This is a genomic window from Azospirillum sp. SYSU D00513, from assembly GCF_017356015.1.
In the GTDB taxonomy this organism is placed as follows: Bacteria; Pseudomonadota; Alphaproteobacteria; order Azospirillales; family Azospirillaceae; genus Azospirillum.
On the sequence record NZ_JAFIQV010000061.1, the window covers coordinates 20,860 to 31,456 of the forward strand.

The 10,597-nt window shown below is 62.1% G+C and carries 9 protein-coding genes; 5 read left to right on the forward strand and 4 right to left on the reverse strand.

Annotation, left to right across the window (positions count from 1 at the left end; genetic code table 11):
- The first annotated feature begins 33 nt into the window (after positions 1-33).
- From flgK to JUB11_RS29270, 4 genes are all read left to right on the forward strand, one after another.
- Positions 34-1,491: a flagellar hook-associated protein FlgK gene (gene flgK, locus JUB11_RS29255; RefSeq protein WP_207462334.1), complete on the forward strand. Its 1,458-nt coding sequence runs from the start codon at positions 34-36 to the stop codon at positions 1,489-1,491.
- 26 nt (positions 1,492-1,517) lie between these two features.
- Positions 1,518-2,549, forward strand: coding sequence for a flagellin (locus JUB11_RS29260; RefSeq protein WP_207462335.1), 1,032 nt, complete (start codon positions 1,518-1,520; stop codon positions 2,547-2,549).
- 215 nt (positions 2,550-2,764) lie between these two features.
- Positions 2,765-3,793 carry a winged helix-turn-helix transcriptional regulator gene (locus JUB11_RS29265; RefSeq protein ID WP_207462336.1) on the forward strand — a complete coding sequence of 343 codons (1,029 nt, stop codon included), beginning with the start codon at positions 2,765-2,767 and terminating at the stop codon, positions 3,791-3,793.
- A gap of 42 nt (positions 3,794-3,835) precedes the next feature.
- Complete coding sequence (locus JUB11_RS29270) at positions 3,836-4,537, forward strand: hypothetical protein (RefSeq protein WP_207462337.1); 702 nt, start codon at positions 3,836-3,838, stop codon at positions 4,535-4,537.
- Here JUB11_RS29270 and JUB11_RS29275 read toward each other — a convergent pair.
- The 3 genes from JUB11_RS29275 to JUB11_RS29285 form a co-directional block, all read right to left on the reverse strand.
- Complete coding sequence (locus JUB11_RS29275) at positions 4,470-4,763, reverse strand: EscU/YscU/HrcU family type III secretion system export apparatus switch protein (protein ID WP_207462338.1); 294 nt, start codon at positions 4,761-4,763, stop codon at positions 4,470-4,472. The genes JUB11_RS29270 and JUB11_RS29275 overlap by 68 nt on opposite strands.
- Positions 4,760-5,953, reverse strand: a complete 1,194-nt coding sequence (locus JUB11_RS29280; protein WP_207462339.1) for a hypothetical protein — start codon at positions 5,951-5,953, stop codon at positions 4,760-4,762. Before JUB11_RS29280 ends, JUB11_RS29275 begins: the two co-directional genes overlap by 4 nt.
- Positions 5,954-6,119: 166 nt before the next feature.
- A complete protein-coding gene (locus tag JUB11_RS29285) occupies positions 6,120-7,652 on the reverse strand; it encodes a flagellin (RefSeq protein ID WP_207462340.1) in 1,533 nt (510 codons plus the stop codon).
- Between the two features lie 493 nt (positions 7,653-8,145).
- Here JUB11_RS29285 and JUB11_RS29290 point away from each other — a divergent pair, with 493 nt between their 5' ends.
- Entirely contained in the window at positions 8,146-9,114 is a 969-nt protein-coding gene (locus JUB11_RS29290; RefSeq protein ID WP_207462341.1) for an IS5 family transposase, read from the forward strand.
- Between the two features lie 199 nt (positions 9,115-9,313).
- Here the strand turns inward: JUB11_RS29290 and JUB11_RS29295 are convergent, their stop codons facing one another.
- Positions 9,314-10,447 carry an EAL domain-containing protein gene (locus tag JUB11_RS29295; protein WP_348771533.1) on the reverse strand — a complete coding sequence of 378 codons (1,134 nt, stop codon included), beginning with the start codon at positions 10,445-10,447 and terminating at the stop codon, positions 9,314-9,316.
- Positions 10,448-10,597: the final 150 nt, after the last annotated feature.

Below are 10,597 nucleotides of genomic sequence, written 5' to 3' on the forward strand. Positions count from 1 at the left end.
CCGCGCCCGCCTCCTAGAAAGGCCTGATCCAGCATGTTCAACAGCATCTACACCGCCCTTCAGGGGATGCAGTACGCGTCTAAGAAGTTGGAGGTTTCGGCGCGGAACGTCACGGGAGCGAACCAGGAAGGCTACGCCCGCAAGCAGGCCGACTACTCGACGGGTCCCCTCGGCCTGAAGTTCGAGGGCATCGTCCGGGCGGAAGACATCAACCTCTCCCGCGAACTGGGCAAGCAGAACTCGACGTTGGCCGGCCTGAACGTGGAGATCGCGGCGAGAACCGCTCTGGTCGATGCGCTCGGTGACCCGACCAAGGGCAACGACCTAGCGACCGTGATCTCCAACTTCTCCCAGTCGCTAAAACGGCTTGGCGACCAGCCGGAGAACGCCACGGTCCAGAGCGAGGCGGCGGGCCGCGCCAGGGACGTCGTGCGGATGATGAGCAGCCTGACCGAGACTGTTCAGCACCAGCGTCAGCAGGCGGACCGCGGAATCGGCACCGCCGTGGGCGAGGTTAATGGAATGCTCCATTCCATCAACACTTTGAACCAGCGGATCTCGGAGCTTCCAGCCGGGGCCGACCGCACCGATCTCGTCGACCAACGCGAGCGCGAGATTGCCAAGCTGATGGACTACATCCCGGTCCGCACGATCGCGCGCGAAGACGACCGGGTGACGGTTCTCACCGACACCGGCGTGACGCTCGTCAACGATGAGGTTCATGAATTGAACTTCACGGTCGCGCCGGCGATGGAGGCGAAGTCGTCGCTGAGCGGTGGACAGCTGTCCGGCCTGTCTGTCGACGGGATCAACATCACGCCGACGGCCATTACCAAGGCACCGCAGGCTCCACGCAGCGGAAGTCTGCAGGCCCTCTTCGTCTTGCGCGACCAGGCGATGCCGCAGGCCCAGCGTCAGCTCGACGATCTGGCCAGCGTCATGACCGCCGCCTTCCAGGGTGCGGACGCTACCATTACGAACAGCGGCACGCAGGGCAGCCTGTTCCTCGACGGCAGTTCGCCCCATGACCGTTCGAACGCGGTCAGCATCGTCGGGCTGGCCGGGCGGCTCACCCTCAATCCTCTTGTGGATCCGTCTGCGGGCGGCGAGGCCTGGCGCATGCGTGATGGCGCCAACGCCACGGTGCGCGGCCTTCCGGGCGACGCCACGCAGGTTCGCGCCTACGCCGCTGTGTTCGACAACGTGCAGACCTTCAGCCCGGCTACCTTCCTGAACACGCAGGATAGCATCCAGAATTGGGCGACAGACTTTATCTCCTTCCAGGGATCGCTACGGGTGGCTGCAGAGGACAAGGGTAAGTATCAACAAACGCTGGTCAGCGCCCTAGACTCCCGCGTCGCCGCGCGCCAAGGCGTCGATATGGATCAGGAAATGCAAGACGTCATGCTATTCGAGCGGACCTACGCGGCTTCGGCGCAGGTCTTCGAGACAGCATCCAAGATGTTCGATGAGCTTCTCCAAAGGGTCTGACGGAACGCTGCGCAGAGGATGCCACGATGAACGTGATTTCGACTTTCAATCAGCACCGGCTGATGCAGAGCTTCGTCAAGGAGACTCGGGCGGAACTCAACAAGTTGGCCGCAGAGTCCGCCACCCTGACGGTGTCGGATTATTTCAGCCTAGGTTCGGCCGCGCAGAAATCCATGTCTTACCGCGCCAGCCTCGACGATGTGAATTACTACAAGGAGGCCGCGGGCGGCGCCGAGGCGCGGCTGACGTCCATGCAGGCGTCGATGCAGAACCTCAAAGAGATATCGGAAGAGTTCCGCACCCAGGTGATCAAAGTGCAGGGCGGCTCGGACGGGCTCGGCAGCGCCTACATCGCGAGCGGGGCGCGAGCCTATCTCGACCAAGCGACTCAGTTCCTGAACACCGCACTCGGCGGCCGCTACATCTTCTCCGGCCCTGCCACCGGCACGCCTCCCATCCGGCGGCCGGACGAGGAAAACGAGAACGGTGTCTCACCACTCGATGCCGTCACCGAAATTATGAACACCCATGATATCACGACCTCAGAAGGCATGCAGGCCTTCATAAACGAAGTCGACGCGGCATTCTCCGGCGGCAACTTCGATGCGCTGCTCTACAAGGGAGCGCTGCCTGCCGACGGAAAGAGAGTCACCACCTTCATCGACCGGAACAACGAAATCAGCCTGGACGTGCGGGCCAACGACGACGCGTTCAAGAGCCTGCTCAAGGGGCTCTATATCAGCGCCGCAGTTTCGAGCGACAAGGCACCACCGGAAGTTTTCAACACACTCATGGGCAAGGTCCTGAAGGACACGGAGCAGGCGGTCAACGGCGTTATCGGTCTGTCGGCCGATGTAGGCTACCGCGAGCAGTCCGTTGCGGACACGTTGAAAAACCACGAGAACACGGCGCGCATCCTGAACTCTGCGATCGTGGGTATTGAGGGCGTCGACGGGTATGAGGCGGCGAGCCGGCTTGCCAACCTGCAGAGCCAGATGGAGATTACCTACACTCTGACGGCCCGCCTCGCGAAGCTGTCCATCATCAACTACATCTGACCAACTTGATCCCGCCGCGCCGCCACGGCGTGCGTGAGCCGAGTGTTCGTCAACCCCGGAGATCGAGCGCCTCCGGGGTTTTTCTTTGTAATCCAATGGATCAGAGGCAAAAACTCTCCCAATCCGTATGGCGCTGCAATGTTTGCGGGCTATGTCTCTGGAAGATACCTCTTACGGACAATCCAGAGGGGTACAATTTTTCCGAATCCTATCAAATGACCCTCCGAGAGCAAGAGCGCGCACTGGACATCGCCGCAGATGCCGGTCTTCCACCGGACGCACGTCCGTTTGCGGCATCGGACGTGGCAGTTCCGCCACCGCCGACAGGTCTTTCGGAAAAAGAACGAAAGATCGTCGCCTGCCTGTCTGACGGAGCGGCCTGGAGAAACGCCCGCATCGAGGCTGAAACCGGCATCGTTTTCGGCCTTTCCGGCCTCCTGCAAAAGCTGGCAGAACGTGGCCATGTCCGCAAGCTGCGCAACGGCGTTTGGTGCAGCACCGATGCGTCGGAGGATGTCCAGGTTCCCCTGCCCTATCATCGTCTTCCACGTCAGGCCGACCTGCTGTTCCACTTGCACGCACCGCTGACGGCCGCCGAACTCGCGGAGCGCACCAGCCTGCCGCTGGGCCGTGTAGAATGGATGCTAGGCCGGCTCCAGGACAAGGGCTACCTACGGCGGGAAGGCAAATGCTGGACCTTGAAAGCCCTGCCAGCCCAGGCGACTCTGTTGCGTAAGAACGAGCTGCTGGTGCTAAAAACCATTCCAGACCATCTGGTTACCGATCACGGTAAGATCGCCGAAGCCACGGGCGTCAACCCGTTCGTGCTGCGCAAGATCCTGCTAGAACTCGGGAACAGGGGCCTCGTCGAACTGGCCGATTTTCCGCGCGTGACCGCTTGCCGACTGACCGAGGAAGGGCGGCGCCACCCAGTGCGCGACCTGCCGTCGCCGCAAGCGGCGATGATGACGCAGAGGGATGCGGGCGCTCCGGCCATGATGGAGGCCTTGCGCATCCTGAAGGCCAGGGGAGCCATGCAGACGCGTGCACTGTCCATTCTGCTCCAAGGACGTCTGGGCAGCGGCAGCCAGACCATGGGGAATCACATTCAGTGCATGCGCAAGTATGGTTGGATCGAACCGGTCGATAACAACACGGACCGCCCCTTTTACCGCTGTACGGATCTCGGCGCCCGGCTGGCCGCCTGGCTGAACGAGATCGCCCTCCCCGTTCAGACCGAGTGAGGGCCGGATGCGTGGAGCTCGGACCGGGAAGGGGAGAACGTGATGAAAACGGCACGCTGGGCGGCGGCGCTGCTCCTCGGGCTGCTCCTCTCCGGCCTTATCGCTTTGGGGGGGCTCTGCGCCGTTTCCGAGTTCACCTCCGAGGGACCGAATGGCAACCCAGTGCAGACGCGGATCAGCTTCACAAAGGGCGGGGTGTTCCTGGGCGGTTCGATCACGGCAGCCAGCCTGCCGGTCTTCGCGGCAAAGCTGGCGGTTTCCGCCGTCCTCGCGGACGGCCCGGTGATCGTAAGCCTGAACAGCGTGGGCGGCAATCTGGAGGCTGCCCTGCGGATGGCCACGTCCTTGCGGTGGGCTGAACAGTTAGCCTTTGTCCGGACCTTCGTTCCGAACGATGCGACATGCCAGTCCGCCTGCACCGTCGTCTTCGCAACGGGACAGGACCGGATTGCGGGGCAGTCAGCGGTTTTCATGTTTCATGGCGTTCGCTGGACCGGCCAGAACGCTGATCACGAGTCGGCGGCCCGCCTGGAATACGACCTGGAGCGCCGCTATTTCGAGGCGCTCGACGCAGCGGATCCGACCCTTGTCGAGATGCTGAAGGCGCGCGGCGTCTTCGACACGGTCGCGCCGACCTTCCTGTCGGCGGAGGAGGTGAGCGCGCTTGGCCCTCGTTTCATTTCGTGGCGCGCGCCATCTCCTCCTCCGTCAGAGTCGACTCCACCTCGTGCAGATAGGCGATGATGCGGGCTACTGCGGCCCAGGTCTCGCGCGGGATCGCCGTCCCCATCGGCAGACGGGCCAGCACGGCGGCGAGGGCCGGATCGCTGCGGATCGGAACGCCATGCTCCGCCGCAATCTCCGCAAGCCTGATCGCGAGATCACCCTCCCCTACCGCGAGGACTGTGGGGATGAGATAGTTGTCCCCGTCGTAACCAAGGGCGACGGCAGTGCCCGGTGGCTTCCTCATGCCAGTTCCCCATCCAGTCCCCCGAGATCGGGATCGTCGTAGCCGGACCTGCCAGCAGTCATGGGAGGCGGTTCATTATCCACGAAGGCCAAGCCGCCGTGGATGTCCAAGCCATCCAGCGCCAGCGTCCAGGTGGCGAGAAGGCCAGGACGCAACGCTTCGGGAACACCCGAGACCGAAACATTGAGCCTGCGGCCGGTTGCTGCGGCGCTCAGGCGGAGGTCGCCGAGGCGCGGAAAGCGCAGGTCGATAAGGAAACGGACTGGCACGTCCATGTCCTCGCCCGCTCCCCTCTTGCGCCGTTCGTACAGATCGTCTTCAAAAGCGACGGCGGCACGGCGGCATGGTCCCGGCCCGAACACCTCACAAGCCACTGCCCAGCCGCGCGGATAGGTGAAGGGCTGCTCCTGCGCCACGGGGCGCTTCTCGCCCGCTGGATCCTCGCCCGCTGAAACGGGAGTGCCGGGAGGCTCCTCCTTCAGTTCCGAAAGACCAGCCATGTCCAGTATCGACCGAGCGATTCGCAAAAGCTCGTCCCGGCCGAGTGGTGATTGCTCCGGATGATGAAGAATGTCAGGCGCTTGGCGCGATGCAAACTCCGGCTCCGGCTCCGGCAGCGAGTGCGACTGTGTCTCCATGTCTCCGGCGGGTCGGAAGAGCGTGGCTGGTGCGCTGGACATGACGGGGCCGGTCGGCGGCAGGACACCCGAAAGGGCCGGTAGCATACGGTTCGCCGACCTGTCGGTCGGTGCCAAGTTCGGGGCGGCATCGTCTGCCACGTGGGGAAAGGCCGAGGTGCCTGGCATCCCCAAATTGGATTTCCGCGGGTCGGGGATGCCGCGATGCGGTCCGGCACCCCGGCCGTCTGCGAACGGCGCAGGTTCATCCGGTTCTCCGTAAGGCACTAAGAGCACCCGGGTCTCGCCGTCGGGTGCCTTTCCCCCGATATGCATTTCGCTCCTGCGCAGCATCCCCGCGGCGTCCGCGCTAATGCCAGGAAGCACAATCTGCATAGCCCCGGATTGGAAATGATAATTGCCGCCGGAACCCAGCGCGACCCTGCCCTTCAGGGGACCGGACAGCATGTCCGGCAAAGGAAGAACCAACGCCAGCCCCGAGCTGGGCAGAGAGAGCACGGCGTTGTTGGGAACAGCCCGATCGAGGATGTTTGGAAGATTCGAGATGAGCATCGGGCGCTACTTTCCTAAGAACGGACCTGCCGCTTTAATCTTTCCCGATCAGAAGGGGTTTGTCTTGGTTAATCGTTGGTTACGCGATGTGTTCCATGAGTGGGGAAAAAGGAAAAGGCTGGCCTGTCGCCAGGCCAGCCCTTCCTTGTACCTACCGATAAGCCGATTACCGGAACAGGCTCATCAACTGCTGCGGACCCTGGTTCGCGATCGACAGGGCCTGTGTGCCGAGCTGCTGCTGAACCTGCAGAGCCTGGAGGCGAGCCGAGGCGGCCGTGATGTCGGCGTCCACGAGAGTGCCGATGCCGGCAGTCAGCGAGTCCGACAGCTTGGAGAGGAACTCGGTCTGGATGCCCAGACGCTTCTCCACGGAACCGAGCTTCGCAGCCGAGTCGATCGAGGACTGGATCATCGTCTCGATGTTCTTCAGAGCGTCTGCCGCGGCAGTGTCGGTCAGGATGCTCAGGGTGGCAAGATCGGCAAGCTTGCCGGCCTTGTTGCCCTCAAACGAGAGATCCACACCGCGGCCCTGAGCGTCCTTGACGGTCAGCTCACCCTTGTTCGCGTCCCAAGCCGCCGTATAGCCAGCTCCAAGGCCTGCAGCCAGATCGGTGGCGACGGCCCCCATAGTGGCGGAAGCGCTGACGTCGACAGAGGCAGTGGTGCCATCAGCCTTCGTCAGAGTGATTTTGGAGAAGTCGCCAGCCGCGTAGTTCGTACCCGAACCGGTCTTGAAGGCATCAATCGTGTAGCTCGTCTGCGAGGCAGTAGCAGAAACTGCCACGCTGCCAGCGGCCACCGTCTGGGTGCCACGCAGAGTAGCCTGACCAGTGCCGCCAGTATGGGTCACGCCAGTGATGCCGCGGCCGTTAGCATCGGTGATGCGGATCTTTCCATCTACCACAGCGGCGGTAATGCCAGTGAACTGAGCATTGAGCGCCGTCTGGATAACAGCAGCAGCATCCGCCAGAGAGCCCGTTGCAGCGGTCGTCAGATTGATCGTCTGATTGCCGGCGGTAGCAAGGTCCGAGTCGGCATCAACGTTACCGACCTTCAGAGTAAGCTGGCCGTTGTTGCCCACTGTCGGGTCAAGCAGGATGTCGAGATCGACCGTCGAAGCAACGGCCGCCTTGGCCGTGTTGCCCGCGTCAATCACCTTCTCGGTGGTCGGAGCGGCGGCGCCAATGACCAAGTTCTGAGACTGGAAGGTGATGAAGTTCGAAGCAACGTCGTAGGTACCGTCACCGTTCGACGAACGGTCGAGCGAAGCCAGAACCTTCTGGTTTTTGTCGCCTTCCATGTAGTTCAAGCCGTTGAACTGGGCGGCAGAGGTGACGGCCTTGATCTGGTTCTTCAGCTCGGTGATGTCGTCCTGGATCTTCTGGCGGTCCTGGGTTCCGTCTTGGGCGCCGACGATCTTCTCCTTCATCTGCTTCAGAAGATCGGTAGTCGACTCGGCAGCAGTGCGGGCAACCGACACGGCGCTCTCGGCCAGGCCGAGGTTCTCGTTCAGGGTCTTGAAGCCGGCGACGTCGGCCGACATGATCTGGGACACGGCCCAGGTCGAGGCGTTGTCCTTGGCGTTCGCGACCTTCTTGCCGGTCGAGATCTGCGCCTGGACTTCCGACAGATTCCGGTTGGTGGAAGACAGAACCTGGAGAGCGGTCGTGGCGTTGGTGTTGGTCAGGATCGAGGTCATAGAAGGGACTTCCCTTGACGGCCTTCTGGCACTGGCACTTGGTAGCGAATATCGCTAGCTTACGTGCCTTAAGACTAAGATAAGCGGGCCAGATTTCGGCCAGCTTAGCTCCGAGGCATTCCAGGACCAAAAAATCTCACAACTTTTTTCTTAACGGCGCATCCGGCAAGCGGTTTGGATTTTCAAGTCTCTGAACGGCATCGTGCGTGTTGCATCGAGGCGAGTTCGGCAAGAGGTCACCCTACCCCACGGGTGATTAGGCGACGCGGACAGAGTTACGTCCGCCGTGAACCAGATCACCAAGTCGCGACCTTGTTGCGCAACTCGGGCTGCGGGCACACTGCCCCCCTTTCCCGGGCTTTCGGGCGAGCTTGCGTTAGACCGGCATGCCGAGGCTGGCCATCCGGTTGGACCTTGGCGCATAAATCGGACGTGGACTGGCGAGGACGGGCCTTGGCGGTTATTGAAGCCTCCCACTGAAGCCGAGGGCCGCATGCCGTACAAGGCGAACGAGAGTCGACGTCACAAGATCCCGAAGGCCCGGTACCGCGTCGAGAACTGGTCGGCTTACGACGCGGCTCTGCGTGGGCGCGGCGACCTGACGATCTGGGTGACGCCCGAGGCGACCGCGGCGTGGACGCCCGCCAGCACGGGCCGACGCGGACGGCCACAGCGCTACTCGAAGATCGCCATCGAGGCCGGACTGATGCTGCGCCTCGCCTTTGGCCGTCCCTGGCGGCAGACCGAGGGCTTGCTGGGTTCGCTCATGCGCCTGCTCGGCCTGGACCTGCCGGTCCCGGACCACACGACCTTTTCACGGCGCAGTGCCGACCTGACCATCGCTGCGGAGCTGAGGAAGGTTGACGGACCGGTGAACGTGGTGATCGACTCTACCGGCCTGAAGGTGTTCGGTGCCGGCGAGTGGCGCCTGGAAAAGCATGGCGGAAAGCCACGTCGGAGTTGGCGGAAACTGCACCTGGCCGTCAATCCCGACACCGGCGAGATCCTCGCTTCGGAACTGACGACCTCGGAGGAAGGCGATGCGTCGTTGGTCGTCCCCTTGCTGGAGGGGATCGACCGGCCGCTTGGCACGGTCCTGGCCGACGGCGCCTATGATGGCGAGCCCATCTACCAGGCCGTCGCCCGACACACCCCAGGGGCGGAGGTGATCATCCCACCACGCTCCACGGCCGTGCTGAGCGACACCGCCCAGAGCGCGCCGACCCAGCGAGACCGACACCTTCAGGTGATCTCCGAGCGTGGTCGGCTCGGCTGGCAGAAGGCTGTTGGATACGGCCGCCGCTCCCTGGTCGAGGTGGCGATGCTCCGCTACAAGACGCTGATCGGGCGCAGCCTGCGTGCCCGGACTCTGCGCACCCAAAAGGTTGAGGCGGCCGTCGTATGCAAGGTCATCAACATCATGACCACCCTCGGCATGCCGGTCACTCGCAAGGTCGCCTGATTACCTCTGCTCTGCGGCGGACTCCGCAGTCACGCCGATTTGCGCACCAAAGTCTGCCGCTGATGATCCGGCGGTCGTCCACCCGGCGGGCGCCGGGCTGGTTGGACGGAAGGTGCGGCCGGATGGCTTCCCAGGCCTGATCGTCCAGCCAGAATATCTCGCGCATGGGAACCTCAAAAGCCTCCATAGCGCTTTGGAATCACGTTTCTCCAGACGAATCAAGTCTCTGATTGGGTTTTGACCCTAATGTGACGATGCCGCTTTCGACCCTACTCACCCAGCACTTGAATGATGCGGCATCCAACGGACGAGCAATAAAATATCCCTGAACTTCATCACAGCTCAACTCCGCGAGCATGTCTAGTGCTGGCTGGGTTTCCACGCCCTCGGCGACGACACGGTAACCTAGCTGGTGGATCAACCCGATCATAGCGCTTACAAGGGTGGATCTGCGATTTTGACTGCTTAACTCTTGTATGAAGGACCGATCGATCTTCACCACACTTGCAGGTATCTTTTCCAAATAAGATAGACTGCTGTAACCAGTGCCGAAATCGTCGATAGCGAAAACAAACCCTGCCGCTCTCAATTCGTTCATGCGCTCAATCGCGCTGTGTCTGTTGCGAAGGATTGCGCTCTCAGTCAGCTCCAGCTCAAGGAGCCGCGGCGGAACTTTGTACTGCTTTGCAAGCTCAACCAAATGTGCGGTGAAGTCCTGTCGCTCAAGGTTCGATGCTGAAACATTGATGGAGAGAGCCAGCTCAACACCTTCCGCTCGCCATACCACTATCTGGGCCAGAGCTGTGCGAGCCACCCATTCCGTCATGTCATCCGCGAGAGCCGTCTGCTCCACGATCGGGACGAATTCTCCAGGCGAGATTGCTCCGAGAACAGGATGATGCCAGCGCAGCAGTGCCTCCGCTCCGACACATCTGCCGGTCCGGACATCGACACGGGGCTGAAAGACAAGCGTCAACTGGTCGTCTGCGGCCAACGCTTGGGGAAAATCGGCCAGCAGCTGAAATCGGCGGCGGTGAGCCTCGTCGAGAGACGCCGAGTAGACGCCAACCCGTGTATCCGCGTCGCGAGCGTCCTGGAGAGCACTGTAGGCCATGCGTAAGACATGCTGCGGCGTGACTTCGCCAAGTTGGAACGGGGCTACACCAATTACGGCTCGAATTACCATAGGCGTACCCTGGAAACCGGATACGGTTGCTATTTCCGTCGGTATGCGCACTGTGGCAACCATCATCTCCTGATTGCCCATAGGAGGCAGAAGATAGCCGAGGTGGGTCGTGCCAATCTGATAGATCTTTGTTGCGGGACCGATCACCCGCCGCAAGTGGTTTGTAGCAGCCTGCACGAGGTCATCAGTAAAAGCGGGGCCGATGGCGTGTACTGCGGCCCGGAAATGAGACAGGCGACTGCGCCTGTTCAGGCGGCCAAGGGTAGCCCGGCTTCGGAGGGCCGATCAACCCGGAGT

Excerpts from the sequence above, each read along its gene's own strand:
- flgK (WP_207462334.1), top strand. The coding sequence starts at position 34 with ATGTTCAACAGCATCTACACCGCCCTTCAGGGGATGCAGTACGCGTCT.
- JUB11_RS29260 (WP_207462335.1), top strand. The coding sequence starts at position 1,518 with ATGAACGTGATTTCGACTTTCAATCAGCACCGGCTGATGCAGAGCTTC.
- JUB11_RS29265 (WP_207462336.1), top strand. The coding sequence starts at position 2,765 with ATGACCCTCCGAGAGCAAGAGCGCGCACTGGACATCGCCGCAGATGCC.
- JUB11_RS29270 (WP_207462337.1), top strand. The coding sequence starts at position 3,836 with ATGAAAACGGCACGCTGGGCGGCGGCGCTGCTCCTCGGGCTGCTCCTC.
- JUB11_RS29275 (WP_207462338.1), bottom strand. The coding sequence starts at position 4,763 with ATGAGGAAGCCACCGGGCACTGCCGTCGCCCTTGGTTACGACGGGGAC.
- JUB11_RS29280 (WP_207462339.1), bottom strand. The coding sequence starts at position 5,953 with ATGCTCATCTCGAATCTTCCAAACATCCTCGATCGGGCTGTTCCCAAC.
- JUB11_RS29285 (WP_207462340.1), bottom strand. The coding sequence starts at position 7,652 with ATGACCTCGATCCTGACCAACACCAACGCCACGACCGCTCTCCAGGTT.
- JUB11_RS29290 (WP_207462341.1), top strand. The coding sequence starts at position 8,146 with ATGCCGTACAAGGCGAACGAGAGTCGACGTCACAAGATCCCGAAGGCC.